This window comes from Streptomyces sp. NPDC047853, assembly GCF_043204535.1.
GTDB lineage: Bacteria > Actinomycetota > Actinomycetes > Streptomycetales > Streptomycetaceae > Streptomyces.
The window spans coordinates 153,136-179,221 of the sequence record NZ_JBIDCI010000015.1 but is presented as its reverse complement, the minus strand read 5'-3'; the positions used below and the strand labels follow the sequence as shown (position 1 = coordinate 179,221).

The window sequence follows — 26,086 nt, the reverse complement described above, 5'->3', positions numbered from 1 at the left end:
CGTACGCCCTAGGCGGTACGATCGGGCGCATGCCGACGGACCACTTCGCGCAGGACCCCAGAACCAACCTCGAACGCATGCTGGCGGGCGACCTCTACATCGCCGACGATCCGGAGATCGCCCGCAGACAGCAGCGGGCCGTACAGCTGGCCGCCCGCTACCAGGCCGCCTACACGGAGGACGCGGCGGCGGCGCAGCCGATCCTCGCCGAACTGCTCGGCTCCCTCGGCACCGAGGCACACGTACGGCCACCGCTGTACGTCGACTACGGCAGCAACATCACCATCGGCGCGCGCACCTTCGTGAACTACAACCTCACCGCGCTGGACGTCGCGGCGATCACCATCGGCGAGGACTGCCAGATCGGACCGAACGTCCAGCTGCTCACCCCCACGCACCCGCTCGAGGCCGAGCCCCGGCGCGACAAGCTGGAGGCCGCCCGGCCCATCACCATCGGCGACAACGTCTGGCTGGGCGGCGGCGCCATCGTCCTGCCCGGCGTGACCATCGGCGACAACTCCGTCATCGGCGCCGGGGCGGTCGTCACCAAGGACGTGCCCGCGGGTGTCGTCGCCGTGGGCAACCCGGCCCGGCCGGTGCGGAACGTGTGAGCCTGCTCCCATGGCAACCGGACACACCGACCCGCAGCGGCGCGAGCGGATCATCGACGCCACCCTCGACCTGATCGCCGAGGAGGGCATCGCGCGCGTCTCCCATCGAAAGATCGCCACCCGGGCCGGCGTCCCCCTGGGCTCGATGACCTACCACTTCAGCGGGATCGACCAGCTGCTGCGGGAGGCCTTCGGCCACTTCACCGGCCACATCGTCGCGGTCTTCGACGACCACCTCGGCGCCGCGGCCGACCGCGAGGAGGCCCGCGAGGCGGTGGCCGACCTCGTCCACCTCCTGTCCGAGGGGAGCCAGCGGGACCTGGTGCTCACCCAGGAGCTGTACACGCTGGCCGCGCGGCAGCCGGCCTACCGGGAACTCACCCACGAGTGGATGCGCCGCAGCCGCGTCCACCTGGAGAAGCACTTCGACCCGGACACGGCCCGCCAGCTCGACGCCCTCATCGAAGGGCTGACGCTGCACCGCGCCCTGGCCCGGGAGCCCCACGGGCGGGCCCTCACCCTGGAGGCCGTCGCCCGCGTCACCACCACGGACCGGCGCACCCCCTAGCCGCCCGCGCGGCACGGGCCTGACCCCCGTGCCGCGCGGGTGCCCCGGCTCAGCAGACCCCGTCGCCCGGCTTGGGGTTGCCGAGACCGAAGAGGGGGCGCAGCTTGAGGCCCACCCAGGTACCGGCCAGGGCGAAGGCCCCCCACAGCCAGCCGCTGAGGCTGCCCGAGGCGATGCCCGCCAGATAGGCGCCGATGTTGCACCCGCCGGCCAGGCGGGCGCCGATGCCCATCAGCACACCGCCGAGCACCGCCGCGAGCGCCGTGCGCCAGGCGATGCCCCGGTGCAGGGCCCAGGTGCCGCCGACCGCCGCGGCGACGGCGGCGCCGATCATGATGCCGATGTCGGTGAGGCTGGTCTTGTCGGCGAGCACCGGGCCCGCCAGCATCTCGGCGTTGCCGGGCCGCTGCCACCACGTCCAGTTCTCCGGGTGGCCGCCGAGGACACCCACCAGTTCGGAGCCCCAGAGGCTGAAGGCGCTGGTGACGCCCCAGGCGCCGCCCGAGACCCACAGGACGCCGGCGCCCAGTACGGCCAGCACGAGCGCCCCGGCGGCCAGCGGCCACGAGCCGCGCAGGGCCCGGACGGCCGCGCCGCGCGCCGAGGGCACGGCACCGAGCGGCGGCGGGTTGCGGCGGGCCTGCACGCGCCGCGTGACGAACACCACCAGCAGCAGCGCGGCGATCGTCACCGCCCACGAGCCGAACCAGCCGACGTGGTCGGACAGGACGACGGGCTCCCAGGCCGGGAGGTCCTTCCACAGGTCGAACTGCCAGGCGGCGAGCGTGGCCCCCGCGATGAAGCCGCCCAGGGTGAGGACGATCGACGTCTGTCCCGAGCCGACGGCGAACAGGGTGCCCGAGGCGCACGCGCCGCCGAGCTGCATGCCGATCGCGAAGAGCACCGACCCGGCGAGCAGGCCGACGCCGATGGGCCCGGCGGACGGTGCCGGCTGCGAGCCGAACAGCCCGGTGCCGGTGCCGATGAGCAGCGCGAACAGGGTGGCGGTGGTGCCGAGCAGCAGCGCGTGGGCCCGCAGCCCGGCGCCGTTGCCGACCGCGACCAGTTGCCGCCAGGCGGAGGTGAAGCCGAACCGGGAGTGGAAGAGGGCGACACCCAGGCCGAGGCCGAGCAGGAGCAGTACGCCCGGCTTGGCACCGTGCGCGGACCAGACGTACGCGGTCAGCGCGGCGGCGAGCAGCCCGGACACCACCAGGGGCGTCCGCCGCACCGGGGGCAGGGGCGGCGCCTCGGGCCGGGCGGAGGAGGTGGGGGACGGGGCGAAGAGGACGGCGGGGGCGCGCGGCGGCGCGGCCGGGGCCGACCCGGCGGGGGGTGCGGTGGTCACGGAAGATCTCCGGTGGGGTGCACGGGGGCGGCGGGCGAGGGCGCTGGGCGACGGCGGCGCGGATCACGCGGCCGGTGCGGGACTCAGCGGCGACAGAGGCCGTCGTCGACGCACCACGCCGAGTTCGCGAAGAGCGCGAGGCACAGCAGCGGAGCCGATGCATACATGCGTGCGAATATACGGAGTGTGTCGCTCCGGATGCCAGACCGTCTCGCCATGCGGATGGTCCCGTGGACAGAGCACCGGCCCTTCGGCGGGTTCTCGGGTTCCGTTTTCCGGACGCACGCGCCCCCGGCGCACCCGCCCCGGACGCGCGGAGAAACGCCGAGGGACGCCCGGCGGCGCCGGACGTCCCTCGCCTACGGACCCCGTGGGTTACAGCGTGCGCTCCAGACGGTCCGCCACCAGCTTCACGAACCGGGCCGGCTCCTTGGGCCGGCCGCCCTCGGCGAGGACCGCCAGGGCGTGCAGGAGATCCGCGGTCTCGGTCAGCTCCGTCCGGTCCTCCTGCTCGGTGTAGGCCCGGTTCAGGGACTTCACCAGCTGGTGCTCCGGGTTGAGTTCGAGGATCCGCTTGGCGTGCGGAACCTCCTGGCCCATCGCGCGGTACATGTTCTCCAGCGCCGGCGTGAGCTCGTTCGCGTCGGAGACCACACAGGCCGGCGAGACGGTGAGGCGGGAGGAGAGGCGGACCTCCTTGACGTCCTCGCCCAGGTGCTCCGACATCCAGCCGAGCAGCCCGGCGTACTCCTCGCTCTGCTGGTTCTTCTCGGCGTCGCTCTTCTCGTCCTCGGCACCACCGAGGTCGACCTCGCCCTTGGCCACCGAGCGCAGCTGCTTGCCCTCGAACTCCGCCACCGCGTCGACCCAGACCTCGTCCACCGCGTCGGTGAGCAGGAGCACCTCGACGCCCTTGGCCCGGAACGCCTCCATGTGCGGGGAGTCCTCGATGGCCTGCCGGGACTCGCCCGTCATGAAGTAGATGTCGCTCTGACCGTCCTTCATCCGCTCCACGTACCCCTGGAGCGTGGTCGGCTCGTCGGCGTCGTGGGTGGTCGCGAACGAGGAGGCGGCGAGGATCGCGTCCCGGTTCTCGGAGTCGGTCACCAGCCCTTCCTTGAGGACGGCGCCGAACTCCCGCCAGAACGTGGCGTACCGGTCCGGCGCGGACGACCTCAGGTCCTTGACCGTGGCCAGCACCTTCTTCGTCAGGCGGCGCTGGATCATGCGGATGTGGCGGTCCTGCTGGAGGATCTCGCGGGAGACGTTGAGCGAGAGGTCCTGGGCGTCGACGACGCCCTTGACGAAGCGGAGGTACGGCGGCAGCAGCTCCTCGCAGTCGTCCATGATGAAGACGCGCTTCACATAGAGCTGTACGCCGCGCTGGTACCCCTGGGTGAACAGGTCGTGCGGGGCGTGCGAGGGCACGAACAGCAGGGCCTGGTACTCGAAGGTGCCCTCCGCCTGGAGCCGGATCGTCTCCAGCGGCTCGCGCCAGTCGTGGGAGATGTGCTTGTACAGCTCGTGGTACTCGTCCTCGGACACCTCGTCACGCGGACGGGCCCACAGCGCCTTCATCGAGTTGAGCGTCTCGGCCTCGCGGGCCTCGGCGCCGTCCTCGGCGGGCTCCGGCAGCAGGCGGATCGGCCAGGTGATGAAGTCCGAGTAGCGCTTGACGATCTCCTTGATCTTCCAGGTGGAGGTGTAGTCGTGGAGCTGGTTCTCGGAGTCCGCGGGCTTGAGGTGGAGGGTGACCGAGGTGCCCTGCGGCGCCTCGTCGACCGTCTCCAGGGTGTACGTGCCCTCGCCGCGCGACGTCCAGCGGGTGCCCTGGGTCTCGCCGGCGCGCCGGGTCACCAGGGTGACCTCGTCGGCCACCATGAAGCCCGAGTAGAAGCCGACGCCGAACTGCCCGATGAGCCCGTCGGCCCCGGCGGCGTCCTCGGCCTCGCGCAGTTCCTGGAGGAACTTGGCCGTGCCCGAGTTGGCGATGGTGCCGATGAGGTGGGTGACCTCCTCGTACGACATCCCGATGCCGTTGTCCCGCACGGTGAGGGTGCGGGCCTCCTTGTCCACGTCGAGCTCGATGTGCAGGTCGGTCACGTCGACGTCGGCGACGTCGTCCCGCAGGGCCGCGAGGCGCAGCTTGTCCAACGCGTCGGAGGCGTTGGAGACGAGCTCGCGCAGGAAGACATCCTTGTTCGAGTAGACGGAGTGAATCATCAGCTGAAGAAGCTGACGCGCCTCTACCTGGAACTCAAACGTTTCGGTCGGCATGGCTGGTGAGTACCTCACAGGTCCGCAGTCGTCTGCACTGACGGGATCACTCTAAAACAGCAGGGGTGGCCGGTGGCCCCGATCGGCGGCAGCGCGGCCCCCGCCGAGCAGCCGATGACGGTGTCGAGGACCGACCGGCCTCGGGAGCCGAGCGCACCACCGCGAGAAGTTCGGTCGACATCGTTGACTTCAAGTCAGCGGCCCTGCACATTACTTAAAAGTAAAACCGATCAGTAACCTGCGGCCGCACTCCTCCCGAGAAGAGAGAGCACATGCCGAAGCATGCCCTTCGCCGTGTCATGACCGCGACAGCAGCCGCAGTCGGCACGCTGGCCCTCGGTCTCACCGACGCCACCGCGCACGCCGCTCCCGCCCCTCCCCTCGACTACGTGGCTCTCGGCGACAGTTACAGCGCCGGCTCGGGTGTCCTGCCCGTGGACCCCACCAACCTGCTCTGTCTGCGTTCCACCGCGAACTACCCCCACGTCATCGCCGCCGCCACCGGCGCCCGGCTCAAGGACGTCACCTGCGGCGCCGCTCAGACCGCCCACTTCACGCAGTCCCAGTACCCGGGTGTCGCCCCCCAGGTCAACGCGCTCTCCGCCGACACGGACCTCGTCACACTCACCATCGGCGGCAACGACAACAGCACGTTCATCAACGCCATCACGGCCTGCGGCTCCGCGGGCCTCCTCAGCGGAGGCAAGGGCAGCCCCTGCAAGGACCGGCACGGCACCTCCTTCGACGACCAGATCGAGGCCAACACCTATCCCGCGCTCAAGGCCGCGCTGCTGAGCGTCCGCGCCAAGGCGCCGGGCGCCCGGGTGGCGGCCCTCGGCTACCCCTGGATCACGCCTGCCACCGCCGACCCGTCCTGCTTCGCCAAGCTGCCCCTCGCCGCCGGCGACGTCCCCTACCTCCGGGGGATCCAGGCGCACCTCAACGACGCCGTGCGGCGTGCAGCGGAGGAGACCGGCGCCACCTACGTGGACTTCGCGGCGGTGTCGGAGGGCCACGACGCCTGCAAGGCCTCCGGCACCCGGTGGATCGAACCGCTGCTCTTCGGCCACAGCCTCGTGCCCGTCCACCCCAACGCCCTCGGGGAGCGGCGCATGGCCGAGCGGACCATGGACGTCCTCGGCCTGAGCTGAGCCGCGCCCCCGCGTACGCTGTCCACCGTGCCGTCGTCCCACCTGCGCCGTGTCGCCGTCCTCGTACTGGAGGGCGCCAAGCCGCTCGACGTGGGCATCCCGGCGCAGGTGTTCACCACACGCGCCAGCATGCCCTACGAGGTGCGGGTGTGCGGCGCGGCACCCGGCCTCGTGACCGGCGGCGACGGCCTGTCATACCACGTCGCCCACGGCCTCGACGCGCTGGCGTGGGCCGACGTGGTCTTCCTGCCCGGGTACCGCTCCCCCGACCTGGACGACCCGCCGCGGCCCGTCCTGGACGCGCTGACCGCGGCCCACGACCGGGGCGCGCGGCTCGCCGCCATCTCCACCGGCGCGTTCGCGCTCGCCGCCACGGGCCTGCTCGACGGGCGGCGCGCCACGACACACTGGCACTACACGCGGGCGCTGGCGGCGAAGCACCCCCGTGTGCGGGTCGACGAGAACGTGCTCTTCGTGGACGAGGGCAGCGTGCTGACCTCGGCGGGCGCCGCCTCCGGCATCGACCTGTGCCTGCACATCCTGCGCGGCGACCTCGGGGTCGCCGCGTCCAACCACGCGGCCCGGCGCCTCGTCGCGGCGCCCTACCGCAGCGGCGGACAGGCGCAGTACGTACCCCGCAGCGTGCCCGAACCACTCGGCGAGCGCTTCGCCGCCACCCGCGAATGGGCCCTGCGCCGGCTCGGCGAACCGCTCACCCTGGAGGCCCTCGCCCGGCACGCGGCGGTGTCGGCGCGCACCTTCTCGCGCCGGTTCGCCGAGGACACGGGGTACACACCGATGCAGTGGGTCATGCGCGCCCGCGTCGACATGGCCCGTGAGCTGCTCGAACGCTCCGAGCGCGGCGTCGAGCAGATCGCCGCCGACGTGGGTCTGGGCACCGGCGCGAATCTGCGGCTGCACTTCCAGCGCATCCTCGGCACCACCCCGAGCGAGTACCGGCGCACCTTCACCCGGGGGGAGTAACCGCGAGCGTGGGCCGCCTGGCGTGATCCTTGCGAACCGTGGCTGTCACGCCGCTGCCGCGGGCCCACGCCGCGCGCGAACCTGGAGGCACCGCACGGCGAACCGGAAAGGCACCGCTCATGACCCGCATCGGCATCAACGGCTTCGGACGCATCGGACGCAACGTGCTGCGCGCGCTGCTGGAGCGCGACAGCAAGCTCGAGGTCGTCGCCGTCAACGACCTCACCGAGCCCGCCGCCCTCGCGCGGCTGCTCGCCTTCGACTCGACGGCCGGCCGGTTGGGCCGCCCGGTGACCGTCGACGGGGACACCCTCGTCGTGGACGGGCGCCGCATCAAGGTACTGGCCGAGCGGGAGCCGGCGCGGCTGCCGTGGGCCGAGCTGGGCGTCGACCTCGTGCTGGAGGCGACCGGGCGCTTCACCTCGGCCACCGCCGCCGGGGCCCACCTCACCGCAGGCGCCAGGAAGGTCCTGGTCAGCGCGCCCTCCGACGGCGCCGACGTCACCCTGGCCTACGGCGTCAACACCAGCGCCTACGACCCGGCCGCGCACACCATCGTCTCCAACGCGTCCTGCACCACCAACGCGCTCGCGCCGCTGGCCGCGGTGCTGGACGAGCTGGCCGGCATCGAGCACGGCTTCATGACGACGGTGCACGCCTACACGCAGGAGCAGAACCTCCAGGACGGGCCGCACCGCGACCCCCGCCGCGCCCGCGCCGCCGGGGTCAACATCGTGCCGACCACGACGGGCGCCGCGAAGGCGATCGGCCTCGTGCTGCCGAACCTCGACGGCAAGCTGTCGGGCGACTCGATCCGCGTCCCGGTACCGGTCGGTTCGATCGTCGAACTGAACACGACCGTCGCCCGCGACGTGACGCGCGAGGACGTGCTGGAGGCCTACCGCACCGCGGCCGAGGGACCGCTCGCCGGCGTGCTGGAGTACTCGGAGGACGCGCTGGTCTCCTCGGACATCACGGGCAACCCGGCCTCTTCGATCTTCGACTCGGCCCTGACCCGCGTCGACGGACGCCACGTCAAGGTGGTCGCCTGGTACGACAACGAGTGGGGCTTCTCGAACCGCGTGATCGACACGCTGGAACTGCTCGCCACGCCCTGAAACGGCGGCCGGTGACGCATCACGGGAGCACGCACGTCACAATGGTGGGATGAGCAATTCCAAGGTTTACTTCGACATCGACATCAACGGCCAGGATGCGGGCCGCATCGTCTTCGAACTCTTCGAGGACGTCACCCCCAAGACCGCCAAGAACTTCATCGAGCTGGCCACCGGCGAGCACGGCTTCGGTTACGCGGGTTCCCCGTTCCACCGCGTGATCCCGCAGTTCATGCTCCAGGGCGGTGACTTCACCCGCGGTGACGGCACGGGCGGCAAGAGCATCTACGGCGAGAAGTTCGCGGACGAGAACTTCCAGCTGAAGCACACCGGCCCGTACCTGCTCTCCATGGCGAACGCGGGACCGAACAGCAACGGCTCGCAGTTCTTCATCACCACCGTGCCCACCCCCTGGCTGGACGGCAAGCACGTCGTCTTCGGCAAGGTCGTCGAGGGCACGGAGCTGGTCGACCGGATCGAGGGCTACGGCTCCTCCCCGTCCGGCAAGACCTCCGCGAAGATCACCGTGCGGGAGTCCGGCAAGCTCTGACGCCGACCGGCCGTACGAAATCCTGACCCGAGGGGCCCGCCGCACACCGTGCGGCGGGCCCCTCGCCGTCCCGTCTGGTGAGGGGCGCCAGGTGGTGCGAGGCTGGGGTGGAGACGTGTCCGCGGAAGGCGACCCCGGGAGGACCGATGGGACGGGACGTCCCGGCGCTGGTCTTCACCCGTGAGGACCGCCGCAGGTACCGGATCAAGATGCAGGAGTGCCTCGACGCCTTCGCGCAGATGCTGCGCGAGTCGCGGTTCGAGACCGAGCGGCCCCAGGTGGGTCTGGAGATCGAGCTGAACCTGGTCGACGACCGGGCCGAGCCCGCCATGCGCAACAGCGACGCCCTCGAAGCGATCGCGGACCCCGCCTGGTCCACCGAGCTGGGCCGGTTCAACCTGGAGATCAACATCCCGCCCAGGCGGCTGACGGCCGGCGGCCCCGACGCGTGGGAGACCGAGATCCGTGCCGCCCTGAACCACGCGGAGAAGGGTGCCAACTCGGTCGGAGCGCACCTGATCATGGTGGGAACCCTTCCGACGTTGCGCCGGTCGGACGTCGGCGAGGCCGCCCTGTCGGAGAACCCGCGCTACCGGCTGCTCAACGACCAGGTCTTCGCGGCGCGGGGCGAGGATTTGCACATCGAGGTGGACGGCGTCGACCGGCTGCGGACGTACGCGGACACGATCACGCCCGAGGCCGCCTGCACCAGCACGCAGTTCCACCTCCAGGTGTCCCCCGAGGAGTTCGCCGACTACTGGAACGCGGCCCAGGCCATCGCCGGTGTCCAGGTGGCGCTCGCCGCCAACTCCCCCTTCCTGCTCGGCAAGGAACTCTGGCACGAGAGCCGTATCCCGCTGTTCGAGCAGGCGACCGACACGCGGCCGCAGGAGATCAAGGCGCAGGGCGTACGGCCCCGGGTGTGGTTCGGGGAGCGGTGGATCAACAGCGTCTTCGACCTCTTCGAGGAGAACCTGCGCTACTTCCCGGCGCTGCTGCCGCTCTGCGACGACCAGGATCCCGTGGAGACCCTGGACCGCGGCGACATCCCCGAGCTGGGTGAGCTGACGCTGCACAACGGCACCATCTACCGGTGGAACCGGCCCGTGTACGCGGTGGCGGACGACGTGCCGCACGTACGGGTGGAGAACCGTGTGCTGCCCGCCGGCCCGACCGTCGCCGACACCCTCGCCAACGGCGCCTTCTACTACGGGCTCACCCGTGCGCTGGTGGAGGAGGAGCGGCCGGTGTGGTCGCGGATGTCCTTCTCCGTCGCCGAGGAGAACCTGCACACCGCGGCCCGGCACGGCATCGAGGCGCGGCTGTACTGGCCCGGCACGGGCGAGGTGACCGTGCCCGAACTCGTCCTGCGGCGGCTGCTGCCGCTGGCGCACCGGGGCCTGGAGCTGTCCGGGATGGACTCGGCCTGGCGGGAGCCGCTGCTCGGGATCATCGAGCAGCGGTGCGTCACCGGCCGCAACGGCGCGGTGTGGCAGAAGGAGATGTTCCACCACATCGACGCGACCGCCCGCCCGGGGCGGCACGAGGCACTGCGGCGGATGACCCAGCAGTACATGGACTACATGCATCTCAACGCCCCGGTGCACACCTGGCCGGTCGACTGAGGTGCGACGCCCCGCGCTGGACGCCGGGGACCAGGGAGGCTGCAGACGATGTGCCGATGGCTCGCCTACTCGGGAACGCCGGTGCTGCTCGAGACGATCCTCTACAAGCCCGAGCACTCGCTGATCGACCAGAGCCTGCACGCCCGGATGGGCGTCGAGACGACCAACGGGGACGGGTTCGGCGTCGGGTGGTTCGGTCCGGAGATGGAGACGCCCGCGATCGTGCGGGAGATCGGTCCGGCGTGGAGCAACCGCAACCTGCGGGAGATCGCGGGCCACGTCCGCTCGTCGCTGTTCTTCGCGCACATCCGGGCCTCCACCGGGAGCCCGGTGCAGCAGACCAACTGCCATCCCTTCCGGCACGGCCGCTGGATGTGGATGCACAACGGCGCGATCGCGGAGTTCCACCGGCTGCGCCGGGATCTCGCCCTGGCCGTCGATCCGCGCCTCTTCCTGGACATCGAGGGGTCGACGGACTCGGAGATGATGTTCTACCTGGCCCTCACCTTCGGTCTGGAGGACGATCCGCCGGGGGCCGTGGCGCGGATGGCCGGGCTGGTGGAGGAGATCGGGCACGAGCACCACGTGGAGTACCCGCTGCAGATGACGGTCGCCGTGACCGAGGGGCGACGGCTGTGGGCCTTCCGCTACTCCAGCCAGCAGGACTCACGGTCGCTCTACTACAGCTCGGCCGTGGAGAGCCTGCGCGCGCTCCATCCCGACCTGCCCTTCCTCCGGGAGGCGTCCGACGACACCCGGCTGATCGTGTCGGAACCCCTCGGTGATCTGCCGGGAGTCTGGAACAAGGTGCCCGAGAGCAGTTACGGCGTCGTCCAGCCGGAGGGCGACGCCATGCTCCCCTTCGTTCCGCAACCCGTCTGACCCCGTTGACATCGGCGGGAGAAGATCACACAATCGGTGCCATGGCCACATACCGGTTCGGCACCACGGCGGAGTGTCCCCGCGTGCCCGAGCGAACCGGTTGTGAGCGTTCCGGCCGATAACGGCCGCACACGGACCGAGGGCTCGACGCCTCGTGCGTCGCGGGTCCTTCGGTGTCCCTTCCGGTGTACAGCCCGGAGCACTTTCTCTCTCCCCGGCCGCCCTGCGCTGACGTCGTCGCGCCGTGGCCGGGCGCCACCCGTACCGCCGTACCAAGGGGAGGACTCCCATGACCGTCACGGCTGCCGGCCCGACCGCCGGCCTGCGCGCAGCACGCATCCCGGGAGCCGGGATGTACGAGGGACGGCGCGTCCTGCGCCGGTTGCCCGAAGGGTGGGTGGAACGGCCCTACGAACACTTCGGCGTCGTTCCGCTGGCCCGCACGATCGGGGCCGAGATCAGAGGGGTCGACCTCTCCCGTCCGCTCGGTGCCGCCCTGCGCGAGGAGTTGAACCGCGCTCTGCTGGAGTGGAAGGTGCTCTTCTTCCGCGCCCAGCACCTCAGCTCCGACCAGCAGCGCGCCTTCGCGGGCCACTGGGGCGAGTTGGAGACCAACCCCCTGCTCGCGGCCGGTTCCCGCGAGGACGTGGTCCGCTTCGACAAGGCCGACGCCGCCACCCCGACCTACGAGAACGTCTGGCACACCGACGTCACCTTCCGCGAGCGGCCCGCGCTCGGCGCCGTTCTCCAGTTGCGCGAGGTGCCGCCGTTCGGCGGGGACACCCTGTGGGCGGACATGGCGGCCGCCTACGACAACCTCCCCCAGGAGGTGAAGGACCGCATCGACGGGGCCCGCGCCGTGCACGACTTCATCCCCGGCTTCGCCAGGTTCTACGGGCCCGAACGCCTGATCCCCCATCAGGACGCGTTCCCGCCCGTGGAGCACCCTGTCGTGCGCACCCATCCCGAGACGGGGCGGCGGATGCTGTTCGTCAACGCCTCCTTCACCACCCGCATCACCGGCCTGGACCGCGACGAGAGCGACCGCCTGCTGCGCTTCCTGTTCCAGCAGGCGCACGTCCCCGAGTACCAGGTGCGGTTCAGCTGGCGGCCCGGCGATGTCGCCTTCTGGGACAACCGCGCCACGCAGCACTACGCCGTGGGCGACTACGGCTCCGACCGCCGCGTCGCCGAACGCGTCGCCATCGAGGGCGACCGTCCCTTCTGACCCGGGCGGGGCCGCGGGCGTGGGTCCGCCCGCGGCCCCGTTTCCGGACTAGGCCGGGTCCTGCTCCTCGATCGCCGCCGGCCGCAGCTGTGCGGCGCGGACGCGTGCGACGTCGAGTTTGTCCCCGCGGTCGAAGCGGTAGATGCCGTTCTGCTCCTGGAAGACGTCGGTCAACTGGGTGTAGCAGTAGCCGAACATGTCGCGGTCGCCCAGCAGCACTCCGGTCAGGCCCGCGAACCGCTCGTGGAACTCGTCCTCGTCGCGCACCCGTTCCCCGTAGCCCCAGGACTCGGTGCGGTCCTCACCGGACCGGTCGGCGGCCGCCTCGGGGTCCCACCAGATGCCGCCGAACTCGCTGACGAAGTACGGCTGGCCCCGGTAGGGCAGGGAGTACGGGGCACCGTTCTCGTAGGCGTTGACGAAGGGGGCGTCCTTGGCGAGGCCGGACATCAGCTGCCGGAAGGCGGCCGGGTCCTGCTCGTAGCTGTGGGAGTCGTAGATGTCGGTCTCGGCGACCCGGTGGGCGTAGCCGGACGCGTCGACGACCGGGCGGGTGGTGTCCATGGCCTTGGTGGCCAGGAACATGGCCCGGGTGACGTCGTCGAGCCGGGTGATGCGGTCGTGCAGCTTCTGGTAGGTCTCGTTGAGCGGGCACCAGCCGATGATCGAGGGGTGCGAGTAGTCGCGTTCGAGGGCCTCCAGCCACTGGGCGACGTAGGAGGCGTCGGGTTGCTGGTTGTCGCCGGAGGAACCGCCCGTCTCGCAGCCCCAGTCGCCGAACTCGCCCCAGACCAGGTAGCCGAGGCGGTCGGCGTGGTACAGGAAGCGCTCCTCGAACACCTTCTGGTGCAGCCGGGCTCCGTTGAAGCCGGCTGCCATGCCCAGCTCGATGTCCCGGATCAGGGCCGCGTCGGTGGGAGCCGTCATGAGCCCGTCCGGGTACCAGCCCTGGTCGAGCACGAGACGCTGGAACAGCGGGCGGCCGTTGATCGTGACGGCCTTGCCGCGCAGGCCCACGGCGCGCAGGCCGGCGTAGCTCTCGGCGGTGTCGACGACCTGCCCGGCGGCGTCGAGGAGTTCCAGGCGCAGGTCGTACAGGTGCGGGTCGGCCGGTCCCCACTCGCGCCGTCGGTCGTCCGGTACGGGCAGGTGGAGGCGCGGGGCGAGGTCCAGGTCGGCGCGCGCCTCGGCACGGCTCACCTCGCCCTCGGCGTCACTGAGGACGGCGCGTACCCGGTGGCCGGGCCGGTTGCCGGACAGGGGCAGTTCCAGGTGGAAGGCGGAGCCGGCCAGGTCGGGGGTGATCCGGGGGCGGCGCAGGTGCAGCTCGGGGACGGGCTCCAGCCAGACGGTCTGCCAGATGCCGGTCACCCGGGTGTAGTTGCAGTCGTGGTTGGCGTACTGGACGGCCTGCTTGCCGCGGGCCTGCGGGCCGGACCTGGGGTCGCGGGCCCGGACGGTGATCACGACCTCCTCCCCCGCCCCCGCGATGTCGCCGAGGTCGGCGGTGAACGGTGTGAAGCCGCCGCGGTGCCGGGCGACCTCCCTGCCGTCGGCCCAGACGGTGGCGTCGTGGTCGACGGCGCCGAAGTGCAGCAGGACCCGGCGTCCGGCCCAGGCCGTCGGCAGCCGGAGGGTCCGCCGGTACCAGACGGCCTCCAGGAAGTCGGTGTCCCCGATGCCGGACAGCTCGGACTCGGGCGGGAAGGGGACGAGGATCTCGTCCCGCAGTTCACGGTCGAGGAGGCCGCGTTCGAGTCCGCTGTCGCCCCGGTCGGTCTCGAACTGCCAGGCGCCGTTCAGGTTGAGCCAGTCGCGGCGCACGAACTGCGGGCGCGGGTACTCCGGGCGCGGTACGGAGTGAGTGGGCACACATGCTCCAGTCGATCGGTGGGCCGGCGCGGATGGCCGGTCCCGGGTGTACAGCGGGTCGGGCGAGGGGTCAGGAACCGCCGAGGCCGGTGGTGGCCACGGAGTTGACGATGCGGCGCTGGAAGAGGAGGAAGACCACGATCAGCGGCAGCGCGGCCAGCAGCGCGGAGGCCATGGACTGCGCGTACTGGACGCCGTAGGCGTCCTTCACGGTGGCCAGGCCCACCGGAAGGGTCATCAGGCCGGGGTCGTTGGTGACGATGAAGGGCCACAGGAAGTTGTTCCACGCCCCGATGAAGACGAAGATCGCTACCGCGGCCACGATCGGCCGGGAGAGCGGCAGCACGACCGACCGGAAGACCCGGAACTCGGAGGCGCCGTCGATGCGGGCCGCCTCCTCCAGCTCCCGGGGGATGCCGTCGAAGAACCGCTTCAGGATGAACACCATCATCGGCGCGACGACCTGGGGCAGGATGACCGCCGCGTAGGTGTCGACCAGGTCGAAGAGGAGCATCTGCTCGAAGAGCGGCACCACCAGGAGCTGGGGCGGGATCATGATGGCGGCGACCGTGACGGCGAGCAGGGCACGGCGACCGCGGAAGGTACCGCGCGAGAAGCCGTACGCCGCGAGGGTGGAGACCACCACGGTGAGCAGGGTGACCAGGCCGGCGATCAGGAAGCTGTTGAAGGCCCAGACGGCCACGTTCCCGCGTTCCAGGATCTGCTGGTACGCGTCCAGGGTGAAGGCGCCCTTGAGCGGGGACAGGCCGGGCGTGGAGACGTCCTGCTCGCTCTGCACCGAGGTGGCGATCGCCCAGACGAAGGGCACCAGCCACAGGGCCGCCAGGACGGCCAGTGCCGTGCCGGCCAGGACGCGGGGCAGTCGGCCGTGGCCGAGGAGCAGGGGGGAGCCGGCCGCTTCCCGCGGTGGACGGCGCCGTGCGCGGACGGTGGGTGCGGTTGCGGACACGGTCAGTCCTCCTGGCGGAAGAGGCGGAGCTGCACGAGCGAGACGACGATGACGAGCGCGAAGAAGAGGTAGGAGATCGCGGAGGCGTACCCGAGCCGGTATCCGGTGAAGCCGACGTCGTAGACGTACTCCAGGACCGGACGGGTGGAGCCGTTGGGCCCGCCCTTGGTGAGGATGTAGATCTGGTCGAACACCTTGAGCGACGCGAGGATCTGCAACATGGCGACCAGCGCGGTCGTCCTGCGCAGCTGCGGCAGGGTGATGGACCACAGGCGCCGCCACGCGCCGGCCCCGTCGAGCGCCGCCGCCTCGTCGAAGGTCGACGGGAGGGACTGGAGCGCCGCGAGGTAGAGCAGGAAGTTGAAGCCGACCGTCCACCACACGGTGAGGGCGGCGATCGACCACATGGCGACGGACTCGTCGGAGAGCCAGCCGACGGAGTCGAGGCCGAGCGTGGTGAGGAGTTGGTTGCCGAGGCCGAGGTCGGGCTGGTACAGCCAGGTCCAGATGAGGGTCACCACCGTCACCGGCAGCAGGTAGGGGGCGAAGAAGGTCAGTCGCCACGCCCACTGTCCGGCCAGTCCGCTGTGCACCAGCAGCGCCATCGCCAGCGCGACCAGCACCAGCGGCACGCTGGAGACGGCGGTGAAGAAGACCGTGTTGCCGAGGCTGCTCCACACGTCCGGGTCGCCGAGGGCCTCGGTGTAGTTGTCGAAGCCGACGAAGGCGGTGTCGCGCAGGGCGAGCGAGGTGTCGGTGAAGCTCATCCAGAGCCCCTGCACGACGGGCCACACCATGAAGAGGCCGAAGACGAGCAGGAAGGGCAGGACGAAGAGGAACCCGGTGTTCGGGGTGGTGCGCATCCGGCGCGGGACGGTTCGGTCGCGGCCGCCGGCGGAGGCGGCGGGCGGGTCGGCCGGTGCCTCGGCGCCGGGGGGTGCGGTGGTGGTCACGTCGGTCACTCCTTCGGCCGTGTCAGGCAACCGGGTTGGGCTGCCGCAGCAGCGCGTCCGCCTCGCGGACCATCTGGCGCACCGCCTTCTCGGCGGACGTGTTGCCGAGCAGCGCCGACTGGAGCGGCTGGCACATGCGGTTCTGGAAGTTCGACCCGGCGCCGACGAACCAGTTGGGCGGGTCGAGGACCGCCACCTTCGCGGCGCCCGCGTAGGAGGCCTGCGGGTCGAGGGCGGCGTACTGGGGCTCGGCGAGTACGGGCTGGTAGGCGGGGATGTGACCGGCGCTCGCCCAGGTGAGGCTCTGTTTGAGCATCTCGGCCACGTACCGGTGGGCCTCGCGGCGCCGTGCCGGGTCGGGGTCCTTCTGGTGCGGCAGGACGAAGCTGTGGCTGTCGGTGTAGACCGCCGGTTCGTCGAAGACCTGGGGGAAGGCGGCGGCACCCAGCGGGATACCGGCCTTCTTCAGCGTCGGCAGCTCCCACTCCCCCAGCATGGCCATGCCGCCGCGGCCGCTGGTGAAGGCGGCCAGCGCACCGTTGTAGTCCAGGTTGTTGGGGTTGGTACGGCCGTCGAAGAGCTGCTTCATGAACGTCACGACGCGTACGGCGGCGTCCACGTCGATCTCCGGGGGGCCGCCCTCGGGCAGGGTGAACGCGGCTCCGGTCTGCGCGTAGAGGGCGGCGAACAGGCGCCAGCTCTGTGCCGTGTCGGTGACGTGACCGAACAGGACGCCCGCCTGCCCGGTCGCCTCGGCGAGGGCCTTGCCTGCGTCCAGGAAGGCTTCGGGCGACCCCATCGGGGCCAGTTCGCCCGACGGGTCCAGCAGGCCGGCGGTGTCCGCGGCCTCCTTGTCGTAGAACACGATGAACGGGTGGACGTCGAGCGGCACGGCGTAGACCGTCCCCTCGTGCTGCGTCCGTCCCCAGACCGCCGGCGCGAAGTCCTTCGGCGTGACGCCGAACTCGGCGAGCAGGTCCAGGTCGAAGGGGTCCACCAGGCCGCCGGGCGCGTAGCCCGCCAGCCGGGACAGGTGCATGGCGGCGACGTCGGAGGCGCGGCCGCCCGCGGCGGACATGGCGAGTTTCGTGTAGTAGGACGGGCCCCAGTCCAGGATCGTGCGGTCCACGTCGAACCCCTCGGCCCCCCGGGACACGGCCTCGATCATGTCGTCCATGAGCATGCCGTCGCCGCCCTGGAACAGGTCCCAGACGCTCAGTGAGGACGCCCCGGAGGCGGAGGCCGGCGAGGAGCAGCCGGACAGGGGAGCCGCGGCGAGCAGGGCTCCCGCTGTGGCCATGGTGTGTCGCAGAAGCCGACGGCGGCTGAGACGGCGTACGGGATCGGACGCCGCCCCCACCTCGCGGGCAGGCAGACGGGAACTCATCGCGGACCTTTCGACGGCCGGACGCTGATGCGGTGGCTAGTTTTTACATCGATGTACATTGGCTGTAAAGAGCTGGGCCGGGGAAGTGCCGCGGCGGCCGGTGGGACCGGCGCCCCGTCGACCTCCGCTCGGGCCCGCGGAAGGACGGGACATAGACTCGGGCGGCGCGGATGAGGCAGGGAGGTCTCGGTGGCACGGCCCAGGATCAAGGACGTCGCACGTCACGCGGGGGTGTCGGAGAAGACGGTGTCCAACGTCATCAACGACTACGCCCATGTCTCCGACCGGACCAGACGGGTCGTACGGGAGTCCATCGAACAGCTCGGCTACCGGGTGAACCTGGCCGGCCGTCATCTGCGCAAGGGCCGCACCGGCATCATCGCCCTCGTCGTTCCCGAGCTGGACGTCCCGTACTTCGCCGAGCTGGCCCGGCACGTGATCCGCGAGGCGGAGCAGCGCTCCCTGACCGTGCTCATCCACCAGTCGGGGGCGGACCGCGCCCACGAACTGGCGGCGCTCGCCGGGTTCGGCTCCACCTTCGTGGACGGGATCATCCTGAGCCCGCTCGCGCTGACGGCCGACGACCTGCGTGACCGCGCGGGCGCCCCGCCCACCGTGCTCCTCGGCGAGCTGCTGGAGGAGGGCGCCGACCACGTGGCCATCGACAACGAGCGGGCCGCTCGTGAGGCGACCGCGCACCTGATCGGTCTCGGCCGCCGCACCGTCCTCGCCGTCGGCGGGCGGGACGACCCGGGCCTCGGGACGGCCCAGGCCCGCACCCGCGGCTATCGCGCCGCCCTCGGGGAAGCGGGCCTGGCCTTCGATCCGGCCGCCCTGCTGCCGGTCGGCTCGTTCAGGATGCCCGACGGCGCCGAGGCCGTGGCGCGGGCGCTGGCGAGCGGTGCCCGGCCCGACGCGCTGCTCTGTCTCAACGACCAGCTGGCGCTGGGCGCTTTGCGCGCCCTGCACGAGCACGGGGTCAGGGTGCCCGAGGACGTCGCCGTCATCGGCTTCGACGACGTGGAGGGCGGGCGGTACTCCGTGCCGACGCTGAGCACGGTGGCGCCCGACAAGGCGGCGGTGGCCAAGGTCGCCGTGCAGTTGCTCCAGCTCCGCATCGAGGAGGCGTCGGACCCGGACGGCGTGCCGGACGGCTCCGGGTCCGGGGTGCTCTCACCCCAGGACCGCGTCGTGGCCCACCGGCTCGTCCTGAGGGAGAGCACGGAGGGCCGGCGGCGCTGACGTGCGGGTCGGTGGTCAGTTCACGTAGACCTCGGCGCGGTCGACGCTCACGAACGAGGCCCCGGACTGTGGGTTGCGCTCCCCGGTCACCCGCACCCGCAAGGTGTGGTTGCCGTACGGGAGCCGTGGGCTGACGTACTGCACCGCCTCCCCGACACGGATCGGGCCGTGGAAGTCCACCCGTTGCTCGGGGCCGCCGTCGACGCTGACGCCCGCGTAGCCGTTGCCGGTGTCCTTGACGGAGAGCAGGGCGATGCGGGTGCCCGTGAAGGTGAAGACCGCCGTGGCACCGGCCCGGTCGCTCCAGTGGTCGTCGCCCCAGAAGCACTGGGTGGCGCAGCCCGTGCCGGAGTTCCACGCGCCGGTGTGGGCGACGCCGCCGGGGCCGCTCGACCGGCCGTCGTCGTTGATCCAGTAGGTGCCGGAGCCGGGGTCGCCGGAGGGCAGGTCCTGGGTGGCCCCCAGGGCGAGCGGGCGGCCGAAGTCGGGGCTGCCGTCGGCCCGCCAGGTGAACTTCTGCGCCCGGGTCGTGCGGTTGCTGTACGTGTTCACCGACGTGGTCTTGGCGTGGTAGACGATCCAGTCCTCGGTACCGTCCGGAGAGGTGAAGAAGGCGTGGTGGCCCGGCCCGAACACCCCCCGGTCGTCGGCCCGCGAGAACACCGCGCCCTGGTGCTGCCGCCAGTTGCCCGGCACGAGCGGGTCGGCGCCCAGCGGCATCGACATCATCCAGACCTGGTAGTCCGGCTTCCCGGTGTCGCAGGCCGAGTACGTCATCCAGACCCGGCCGCCCCGGTACAGGAACTCCGGGCCCTCGCGCACCTCGGGGCAGCCGCCGGCCGCGTCGAGGGCGACCGCGTTCCCGGAGACGGTGTAGGGGTTCGACATCGGGGCGATGTTGAGCCCGTTGTGCTGGTACCGGTTGATGCCGCTGTACGCCAGGTAGAGGCGGCCGCCGAGCTGGAGGATGCCCGCGTCGATGGCGAAGTCGTCCGCGTGGTTGGGCGGGGCGAGCTTGGCCTTGAAGCGGTAAGGGCCGGCCGGGTCGTCGCGCTCCGACTCCAGGACGTACAGCCGGTGGTGCTCGTCGACGCCGTCGTCGGCCGTGTAGTACAGGTACCAGCGGTCACCGAAGCGGTAGAACTCCGGGGCCCAGATGTTCCGGTTGCGGGACGGGTCGGTGTCCGTCCAGACCGTGATCGGGTCGGCGGTCGCCAGGGTGCCGAGCGACGGGGAGCGCCACATCCGGATGCTGTCGCCCTGGGTCGTCGTGAGGTGGTAGTTCCCCTTCCAGCGCGTCAGGAAGGGGTCGGGCCCGGTGTTGAGCGGGTTGCGGAAGGTGCCGGCAGCCGCTTCGACGGCCCGTGGTGCGGGTGGGGATGCCGCCGCGTCGGCGGTACGCGGTGCGGGTGGGGGCGCCGCCGCGTCGGCCGGTGAGGTGAGCGCGGGCAGCAGGCCCAGGACGAGCCCGAGGAGGGCGGCGAGGAGCGGGCCGACACGGGTCCGGGGGAGGTGCGGGGGGCTGGGAAGCACGGGAAGTCCTTTCCGCGGCGCTTCACACCGATGCCTCATTACATCGATGTAATGACGGGGCGTCAGGCTAGGGACGGACCATCCCTCTGTCAACGGACGGAAAAATGGTATTCCATTTTGGGGTGCACCTCTTGACGGTGCCGTTCGGCGAAAACTACGTTCAGTTCATCGGAACGCCACTTCCGCTTTGTGGAAATCTCCACCTCCCCCGCACCTGATCCCAGGAGTCCCGTATGACTGCCCTGGAAGACCGCCGCTCGTCCACGGAGACCAGCGACACCGTCACCAGCTCCGGCCTCTACACGTACGACCTGGCCCCCACGAAGAGGGAAGGACGCCGGTGGGGTGCCTACAACGTCTTCACCCTCTGGGCCAACGACGTCCACAGCCTGGGCAACTACGCCTTCGCCATCGGCCTGTTCGCCCTCGGGCTGAACGTGTGGGGCATCCTCGCCGCCTTCGCGCTCGCCTCGGTCCTGCTCTTCCTGCTGCTGACGCTGTCCGGCTTCATGGGCCACAAGACCGGCGTGCCGTTCCCGGTCATGAGCCGCATCGCCTTCGGCATCAAAGGCGCGAAACTTCCGGCCGCCGTGCGGGGCGCCGTGGCCATCGCCTGGTTTGGTATCCAGACCTACCTCGCCTCGGCGGTGCTGAGCACCCTGCTGATCGCCCTGTTCCCGGGTCTGGCCCGCCTCGACACGAACTCCCTGCTCGGGCAGTCGACGCTGGGCTGGATCACCTTCCTGGTCCTGTGGGCGCTCCAGGTACTCATCGTCAGCTACGGGATGCAGATGATCCGCCGCTACATGGCCGTCGCGGCGCCCACCACACTGCTCACCATGTGCGCCCTCGCGGTGTGGATGTTCGTCCGCGCGGACGGCTCGATCTCCCTGTCCGACGGCGACCCGCTCACCGGCGGCGCCATGTGGCTCCAGGTGCTCCAGGCCGCTGCCCTCTGGGTCGTGATCTACGGGACGTTCGTGCTGAACTTCTGCGACTTCACCCGGTCCGCGAGGAGCCGGAGCTCCATCGTGCGGGGGAACGTGATCGGCATCCCGGTCAACATGCTCTTCTTCGCCGGCATCGTGGCCGTGCTCAGCGGCGCCCAGTTCTCCCTCGACGGGCACGTCATCACCAGTCCGACGGACATCGTCCGGACCGTCCCCAACATGTTCCTGCTGGCCGTCGCCTCGCTCGCCCTCATCGCCCTGACGGTGGCGGTGAACCTGCTGGCCAACTTCGTCGCGCCGATCTACGCCCTGGTCGACCTCTTCCCGCACCGGCTCGACTTCCGCCGGGCGGGCCTGGTCAGCGCGGTCCTCGGCCTGGTCATCACGCCCTGGAACCTCTACAACAGCCCGGTCGTCGTGAACTACTTCCTCGGCGGGCTCGGCGCCCTGCTCGGGCCCCTGTTCGGCGTGATCATGGCCGACTACTGGCTGCTGCGGAAGTCCCGGGTGAACGTGCCCGCCCTCTACACGGAGGACGCGGGCGCCGAGTACCACTACCGCCGCGGCTACAACCCGCGGGCCGTCGCCGCCTTCGTCCCCGCCGCGGCGATCGCCGTCGTCGTCGCCCTGGTGCCCTTCTTCCACGCCGCGGCCGGGTTCTCCTGGTTCGTCGGCGCGATCATCGCCGCCGTCCTGTACGCGGCCATCGCCGACCGCGCCTCCCCGATCCGCGACGTGGACGGCGAGGCCATCGCCGTCGCCGCGGAATAGCCCGGCCCCCGCGCCCCCTCCGTCCGAGCAGAAGGCCCACCCCATGCGCATCCTCGTGGTCAACGTCAACACCACGCAGTCCATCACCGACGCGATCGGCAAGCAGGCGGCCGGCGCGGCCTCCCCGGGCACCGAGATCGTCCCCCTCACGCCCGCCTTCGGCGCGGAGTCCGTCGAGGGCAACTACGAGAGCTACCTCGCCGCGGTCGCCGTGATGGAGGCCGTCCGCGCCCACCCGGGGCCGTACGACGCGGTGATCCAGGCGGGATACGGCGAGCACGGCAGGGAGGGGCTGCAGGAACTGCTGGACGTCCCCGTCGTCGACATCACCGAGGCCGCGGCCAGCACCGCCCAGTTCCTGGGCCGCCGGTACTCCGTCGTCACCACCCTGGACCGCACGGTCCCGCTGATCGAGGAACGCCTGGCGGTCGCGGGCCTGAGCGCCCGGTGCGCCTCCGTGCGCGCCAGCGGGCTCGCCGTACTGGAACTGGAACGGGACGAGCAGGCCGCCGTCGAGGCCATCACGGAACAGGCCGCCCGTGCGGTCGAGGACGACCGGGCCGAGGTCGTCTGCCTGGGCTGCGGAGGCATGGCCGGTCTCGCCGAGCGGGTGGTGGAGCGCACCGGCGTCCCCGTGGTCGACGGTGTCGCCGCCGCGGTGACGATCGCCGAGTCGCTGGTCCGCCTCGGCCTGTCGACGTCCAAGGTGCGCACCTACGCACGCCCGCGCGCCAAGCAATTCGTCAACTGGCCCCCGCAGACCGGCTGACCCGCGCACGTCGTCGCCCGTGTCGCCCCGCTCCCGGCAGGCGGCCGATCCCGGTCGCCCCCGGCCGACCCCGGTCGCTGCCGGTCGCCGCCGGTCGCCGCCGGTCGCCGCCGGTCGCCGGGTATCCTGACGGGCCGCCGACTCCGCTCCGCACCAGCGCCGTCGGGGAGTCTCGGTACAGGACGACGGACGAAGGACGGCGATGACTGCGTCAGAGGGCTTCGTGCCCGAGTCCGAGCGGGTCACCCGGCGGTTGCGCGACGAGATCGTCGACGGTGCGCGACGGCCGGGCAGCCGCCTGGTGGAACGGGAGCTGGCCGAGTCCCTCGGCGTGAGCCGGCTGCCCGTGCGGGAGGCGCTCAAGACCCTGGTGTCCGAAGGGCTGGTGACGCCGCGACCACGGAGCTGGGCGGTGGTACGGGAGTTCACCGCGAGCGACATCGCCGATCTCGACGAGGTGCGCTCGGGCCTGGAGACCCTCGGCTTCCGGCTCGCCGCCCAACGGCACACCCGGGCCGGGCTGGAGCGGCTGCGCGCCACGGTGGACGCCGAACTGGAGGCGGCCCGCGCGGGCGACGCGGTGCGGGCCCGCCGGGCGGCCGCCGACTTCCACCAGACGGTGATCTCCCTGGCCGCCAACGAACTGCTCAACGAACTCGAGCGCGTCCTGCGCAGCCGGCTGAGGTGGCTCATGGGCCAGCACGACGACCTGCTGGGCGTGGCGCAGGAACACGAGGCCCTGTACCGGGCGATCGCGGAACGCGACGTCGAGCGCGTCCAGGAACTCGTGCTCCACCATCTGTCGACGAGCCGCAGCGCGGCCCTGGGGCACCAGGCGCGGGAGCAGCACCGGGACCACGAAGGGCAGGCCCCGGGGCAGGCCCCGGAACCGGATCCGTCCCGGCAGCCGCGCACGTAGGACGGCGAACAGCGGGCATACGGATGTCCCGAGGCCCTGTCCGTCGCCGACCAGCGGGAGCACCCGTGACCCCGAGCCTGCGCACCGCCCGTGCCTGCCGTGCCGCCACCGCCCTGCTCCTCGTCGCCGCCGGGTACGCGGCCACCCACCACCCCTGGCTCGCCCTGCCCGGCCTGTACGCCGCCGCCGTGTTCGCCTGGTGCGCCGCCCGCGCCCGGACGGAGCACCGGCGCCGCCTCGTACGGGCGCAGCGGGCCGAGCGGCTGGCACGCCCCCGCTCGCCGCGGCCGCTCGGTGCCGTGCTCCGGCCGTGCTGCGCGTTCTGGCGGCACTCCGACGGCATGGTGCACGGTCCGGAGTGCACCCGCCCCGCCGCCGCCCTCGTCCCCGCGGGCGCCGGCTGCTGCGAGCGGTGGTGGACCTCGTTGGGCGCGGAGCACGACGCCGGGTGCCGCCGGCACGCCCGCACGGGCGGACCCGGCCGGACCCGCTCGACGCCGCAGTAGCGCCGTACGGGCTCGGCGTCAGTCGAACGTCTCCACGTGCTCCTGGACCGGCCCCAGCTCGGGCCGGTCCAGGAGGGCGAGGTGGTCTCCGAAGCGTTCCAGCTCCAGGACGGTGAGGGTGTTGGCTCCGGCGCGCAGGAGGGGCCGGGGCAGGTACAGCGTGGTCTGGGGGCCGACCTCCCAGTAGCGTCCGAGGAGCACGTCGTCGACCCAGACGAAGCCCTTGGCGAAGCCCGGCAGGGCGAGGAAGGTGTCGGCCGGTTCGGTGACGTCCAGGCGCGCATGCGCGAAGCCGGCCGTGCCGCCGGGTCCCGCCGCCGAGGCGGCACGTGCGGTGTCGTGCGGGGTCCACTCGTCCAGCGGGAGCCGGTGCATGGTCCAGCCGTGCACCAGGCGGCGCTCCACCCGTACCCCGCCGAGGATGCCCTTGCCCTGGCCCAGCAGCGGCCCGTAGTTGATCCGCCCCTGGTTCTCCACCAGCAGCTCCAGCCGGATCGGGGCCCCGGTGCCGGTCACGGTGAACGAGGAGGTCTCGCGGTCGAGCACGGTCAGCGGAACGCCGTCCACGAACACCTGGGCGCGGTCGTGCAGGCCGGTCACGGTCACCTCCTGCAGGCCCCGGGGCAGGAGCGGCAGGGCGGTGTAGAGCACCAGACCGGCGGACTGCCCGAGTTCCTCGAAGCTGAGCGGTACGGGAGCGCGCACCGGCTCGGTGACGGCCCGCAGCGCGTCCAGCAGGGCCGCCCGCCGGGTCACCGGAAGCGTCCGCGGCGGGAGCAGGGGCGGGTCGGCGGGCGCGCGGGGCGCCGTCCGGCCGGTGAGCGCGGCGAACCTCTCGCGCAGGGCGTGGAACTTCGGGGTGAGCGCGCCGTGTTCGGCGACCGGGGCGTCCGAGTCGTAACTGGTGACGGTCGGGCGCAGGACGCCCCCGTCGTGGTTGGCGCCGGCCCACAGCCCGAAGTTCGTGCCGCCGTGGGCCATGTAGAGGCTGACCGAGCCGCCGGCGTCGAGGATCTCCCCCACCTCCCGGGCGGCGCCCTCCGGCGAGCGGACGTGGTGCTTCTCGCCCCAGTGGTCGAACCAGCCGTTCCAGAACTCCGCGCAGAGGAAGGGCTCCTCGGGCCGGCGCGAGCGCAGCAGTGCCGCCGCCTCGGCGGCTTTGGAGCCGAAGGTCGCGGCGGCCAGCTCGCCGGGCAGGGTGCCGCCGTCGAGCATCAGCTCGGTGGGCCCGTCGGCCGTGTACAGCAGTTCGGTGACGCCCCGGTCGACGAGGGCGTCGCGCACCCAGCGGACGTAAGCGTGGTCGTCGCCGTAGCTGCCGTACTCGTTCTCGATCTGTACGGCCACCACCGGACCGCCGTGCACGGCCTGCAGTGCGGCGACCCGGGGGACGAGTGCGTCGAACCAGCGGCCGACCGCGTCGAGGTACGGCGGGTGGCCGGTGCGCAGCCGCATGCCCGGGGTGCCGGTGAGCCAGGCCGGCAGTCCGCCGTTGTCCCACTCGGCGCAGATGTACGGACCCGGCCGCACCATCACGTCGAGACCGGCCTCCTGCGCCAGCCGGGCGAAGCGCGCCAGGTCGCGCCAGCCGTCGAAGCGCGCTTCCCCGGGGCGGCGTTCGTGGAAGTTCCACGGGACGTAGGTGTCCACGGTGTTCAGCCCGAGGGCCGCCAGCCGTTCCAGGCGGTCCGCCCACTGCTCGGGGTGGACCCGGAAGTAGTGCAGGGAGCCGGACAGGACGCGGTGCGGCCGGCCCCGGCGCAGCAGCCGGCCGCGGGCGTACGTCAGGGTGGCCGCCGGGCGTGCGGCACGGCCGGCCGGGTGCGGGGTGCTGGGGAGGGTCACTCAGGGGCTCCGGTGGTCGTGCCCGGCCCG

22 protein-coding genes are annotated in these 26,086 nt (G+C 71.8%); 14 read left to right on the top strand and 8 right to left on the bottom strand.

Annotated elements, in window-relative coordinates:
- The first annotated feature begins 29 nt into the window (after positions 1-29).
- The gene (locus ACGF5T_RS26560; protein ID WP_356609800.1) at positions 30-611 is read left to right on the top strand and encodes a sugar O-acetyltransferase; all 582 of its coding nucleotides are present in this window, start codon (positions 30-32) and stop codon (positions 609-611) included.
- 10 nt (positions 612-621) lie between these two features.
- Complete coding sequence (locus ACGF5T_RS26555; RefSeq protein ID WP_356609798.1) at positions 622-1,179, top strand: TetR family transcriptional regulator; 558 nt, start codon at positions 622-624, stop codon at positions 1,177-1,179.
- A 49-nt stretch (positions 1,180-1,228) separates the two neighbouring features.
- Here ACGF5T_RS26555 and ACGF5T_RS26550 read toward each other — a convergent pair whose 3' ends face one another.
- Together ACGF5T_RS26550 and htpG are read right to left on the bottom strand one after the other, a co-directional pair.
- Positions 1,229-2,527, bottom strand: coding sequence for a YeeE/YedE family protein (locus ACGF5T_RS26550; protein ID WP_366769054.1), 1,299 nt, complete (start codon positions 2,525-2,527; stop codon positions 1,229-1,231).
- A 375-nt stretch (positions 2,528-2,902) separates the two neighbouring features.
- On the bottom strand, positions 2,903-4,804 hold the full coding sequence (gene htpG, locus ACGF5T_RS26545) for a molecular chaperone HtpG (RefSeq protein WP_366769055.1): 1,902 nt from the start codon (positions 4,802-4,804) through the stop codon (positions 2,903-2,905).
- Positions 4,805-5,076: 272 nt separating this feature from the next.
- Here htpG and ACGF5T_RS26540 point away from each other — a divergent pair, with 272 nt between their 5' ends.
- From ACGF5T_RS26540 to ACGF5T_RS26510, 7 genes are all read left to right on the top strand, one after another.
- Entirely contained in the window at positions 5,077-5,955 is an 879-nt protein-coding gene (locus ACGF5T_RS26540; RefSeq protein WP_361015259.1) for an SGNH/GDSL hydrolase family protein, read from the top strand.
- A 27-nt stretch (positions 5,956-5,982) separates the two neighbouring features.
- Positions 5,983-6,939, top strand: a complete 957-nt coding sequence (locus ACGF5T_RS26535) for a DJ-1/PfpI family protein (protein ID WP_356609791.1) — start codon at positions 5,983-5,985, stop codon at positions 6,937-6,939.
- A gap of 119 nt (positions 6,940-7,058) precedes the next feature.
- A complete protein-coding gene (gap, locus tag ACGF5T_RS26530) occupies positions 7,059-8,057 on the top strand; it encodes a type I glyceraldehyde-3-phosphate dehydrogenase (protein ID WP_356609789.1) in 999 nt (332 codons plus the stop codon).
- A gap of 49 nt (positions 8,058-8,106) precedes the next feature.
- Positions 8,107-8,604, top strand: coding sequence for a peptidylprolyl isomerase (locus ACGF5T_RS26525; protein WP_366769056.1), 498 nt, complete (start codon positions 8,107-8,109; stop codon positions 8,602-8,604).
- Positions 8,605-8,750: 146 nt separating this feature from the next.
- Complete coding sequence (locus ACGF5T_RS26520; RefSeq protein WP_361015262.1) at positions 8,751-10,229, top strand: glutamate-cysteine ligase family protein; 1,479 nt, start codon at positions 8,751-8,753, stop codon at positions 10,227-10,229.
- A 48-nt stretch (positions 10,230-10,277) separates the two neighbouring features.
- On the top strand, positions 10,278-11,111 hold the full coding sequence (locus ACGF5T_RS26515; RefSeq protein WP_356609783.1) for a class II glutamine amidotransferase: 834 nt from the start codon (positions 10,278-10,280) through the stop codon (positions 11,109-11,111).
- Positions 11,112-11,400: 289 nt separating this feature from the next.
- Entirely contained in the window at positions 11,401-12,339 is a 939-nt protein-coding gene (locus ACGF5T_RS26510; protein ID WP_366769057.1) for a TauD/TfdA family dioxygenase, read from the top strand.
- 48 nt (positions 12,340-12,387) lie between these two features.
- Here ACGF5T_RS26510 and ACGF5T_RS26505 read toward each other — a convergent pair whose 3' ends face one another.
- From ACGF5T_RS26505 to ACGF5T_RS26490, 4 genes are all read right to left on the bottom strand, one after another.
- A complete protein-coding gene (locus ACGF5T_RS26505) occupies positions 12,388-14,211 on the bottom strand; it encodes a sugar-binding domain-containing protein (protein WP_366767359.1) in 1,824 nt (607 codons plus the stop codon).
- Between the two features lie 70 nt (positions 14,212-14,281).
- A complete protein-coding gene (locus ACGF5T_RS26500) occupies positions 14,282-15,181 on the bottom strand; it encodes a carbohydrate ABC transporter permease (protein WP_356609777.1) in 900 nt (299 codons plus the stop codon).
- Positions 15,182-15,183: 2 nt separating this feature from the next.
- Positions 15,184-16,134 (bottom strand): sugar ABC transporter permease, encoded by a 951-nt coding sequence (locus tag ACGF5T_RS26495; protein ID WP_366767360.1) that lies wholly within the window; start codon positions 16,132-16,134, stop codon positions 15,184-15,186.
- 22 nt (positions 16,135-16,156) lie between these two features.
- On the bottom strand, positions 16,157-17,521 hold the full coding sequence (locus ACGF5T_RS26490) for an extracellular solute-binding protein (protein ID WP_356609774.1): 1,365 nt from the start codon (positions 17,519-17,521) through the stop codon (positions 16,157-16,159).
- Between the two features lie 189 nt (positions 17,522-17,710).
- Between ACGF5T_RS26490 and ACGF5T_RS26485 the strand changes: the two genes are divergently transcribed.
- On the top strand, positions 17,711-18,763 hold the full coding sequence (locus tag ACGF5T_RS26485) for a LacI family DNA-binding transcriptional regulator (RefSeq protein WP_366767361.1): 1,053 nt from the start codon (positions 17,711-17,713) through the stop codon (positions 18,761-18,763).
- Positions 18,764-18,778: 15 nt separating this feature from the next.
- On the opposite strand, the gene ACGF5T_RS26480 is transcribed toward ACGF5T_RS26485, so the two are convergent.
- Positions 18,779-20,296 (bottom strand): family 43 glycosylhydrolase, encoded by a 1,518-nt coding sequence (locus ACGF5T_RS26480; protein ID WP_366767362.1) that lies wholly within the window; start codon positions 20,294-20,296, stop codon positions 18,779-18,781.
- Between the two features lie 233 nt (positions 20,297-20,529).
- Here ACGF5T_RS26480 and ACGF5T_RS26475 point away from each other — a divergent pair, with 233 nt between their 5' ends.
- The 4 genes from ACGF5T_RS26475 (at position 20,530) to ACGF5T_RS26460 (ending at position 24,211) form a co-directional block, all read left to right on the top strand.
- On the top strand, positions 20,530-22,017 hold the full coding sequence (locus ACGF5T_RS26475) for an NCS1 family nucleobase:cation symporter-1 (RefSeq protein WP_361015275.1): 1,488 nt from the start codon (positions 20,530-20,532) through the stop codon (positions 22,015-22,017).
- A 43-nt stretch (positions 22,018-22,060) separates the two neighbouring features.
- The gene (locus ACGF5T_RS26470; protein ID WP_356609766.1) at positions 22,061-22,786 is read left to right on the top strand and encodes an aspartate/glutamate racemase family protein; all 726 of its coding nucleotides are present in this window, start codon (positions 22,061-22,063) and stop codon (positions 22,784-22,786) included.
- A gap of 202 nt (positions 22,787-22,988) precedes the next feature.
- Positions 22,989-23,705, top strand: coding sequence for a GntR family transcriptional regulator (locus tag ACGF5T_RS26465; protein ID WP_356609764.1), 717 nt, complete (start codon positions 22,989-22,991; stop codon positions 23,703-23,705).
- Positions 23,706-23,770: 65 nt separating this feature from the next.
- Positions 23,771-24,211, top strand: a complete 441-nt coding sequence (locus tag ACGF5T_RS26460) for a hypothetical protein (protein WP_356609762.1) — start codon at positions 23,771-23,773, stop codon at positions 24,209-24,211.
- Between the two features lie 18 nt (positions 24,212-24,229).
- Here ACGF5T_RS26460 and ACGF5T_RS26455 read toward each other — a convergent pair whose 3' ends face one another.
- A complete protein-coding gene (locus tag ACGF5T_RS26455) occupies positions 24,230-26,056 on the bottom strand; it encodes a beta-galactosidase family protein (protein WP_356609760.1) in 1,827 nt (608 codons plus the stop codon).
- Between the last annotated feature and the right edge of the window lie 30 nt (positions 26,057-26,086).

What these genes read in the sequence shown, in the direction of transcription:
- ACGF5T_RS26560 (WP_356609800.1), top strand. Translation starts at nt 30, where the DNA reads ATGCCGACGGACCACTTCGCGCAGGACCCCAGAACCAACCTCGAACGC.
- ACGF5T_RS26555 (WP_356609798.1), top strand. Translation starts at nt 622, where the DNA reads ATGGCAACCGGACACACCGACCCGCAGCGGCGCGAGCGGATCATCGAC.
- htpG (WP_366769055.1), bottom strand. Translation starts at nt 4,804, where the DNA reads ATGCCGACCGAAACGTTTGAGTTCCAGGTAGAGGCGCGTCAGCTTCTT.
- ACGF5T_RS26540 (WP_361015259.1), top strand. Translation starts at nt 5,077, where the DNA reads ATGCCGAAGCATGCCCTTCGCCGTGTCATGACCGCGACAGCAGCCGCA.
- gap (WP_356609789.1), top strand. Translation starts at nt 7,059, where the DNA reads ATGACCCGCATCGGCATCAACGGCTTCGGACGCATCGGACGCAACGTG.
- ACGF5T_RS26525 (WP_366769056.1), top strand. Translation starts at nt 8,107, where the DNA reads ATGAGCAATTCCAAGGTTTACTTCGACATCGACATCAACGGCCAGGAT.
- ACGF5T_RS26520 (WP_361015262.1), top strand. Translation starts at nt 8,751, where the DNA reads ATGGGACGGGACGTCCCGGCGCTGGTCTTCACCCGTGAGGACCGCCGC.
- ACGF5T_RS26515 (WP_356609783.1), top strand. Translation starts at nt 10,278, where the DNA reads ATGTGCCGATGGCTCGCCTACTCGGGAACGCCGGTGCTGCTCGAGACG.
- ACGF5T_RS26510 (WP_366769057.1), top strand. Translation starts at nt 11,401, where the DNA reads ATGACCGTCACGGCTGCCGGCCCGACCGCCGGCCTGCGCGCAGCACGC.
- ACGF5T_RS26490 (WP_356609774.1), bottom strand. Translation starts at nt 17,521, where the DNA reads ATGAGTTCCCGTCTGCCTGCCCGCGAGGTGGGGGCGGCGTCCGATCCC.
- ACGF5T_RS26475 (WP_361015275.1), top strand. Translation starts at nt 20,530, where the DNA reads ATGACTGCCCTGGAAGACCGCCGCTCGTCCACGGAGACCAGCGACACC.
- ACGF5T_RS26470 (WP_356609766.1), top strand. Translation starts at nt 22,061, where the DNA reads ATGCGCATCCTCGTGGTCAACGTCAACACCACGCAGTCCATCACCGAC.
- ACGF5T_RS26465 (WP_356609764.1), top strand. Translation starts at nt 22,989, where the DNA reads ATGACTGCGTCAGAGGGCTTCGTGCCCGAGTCCGAGCGGGTCACCCGG.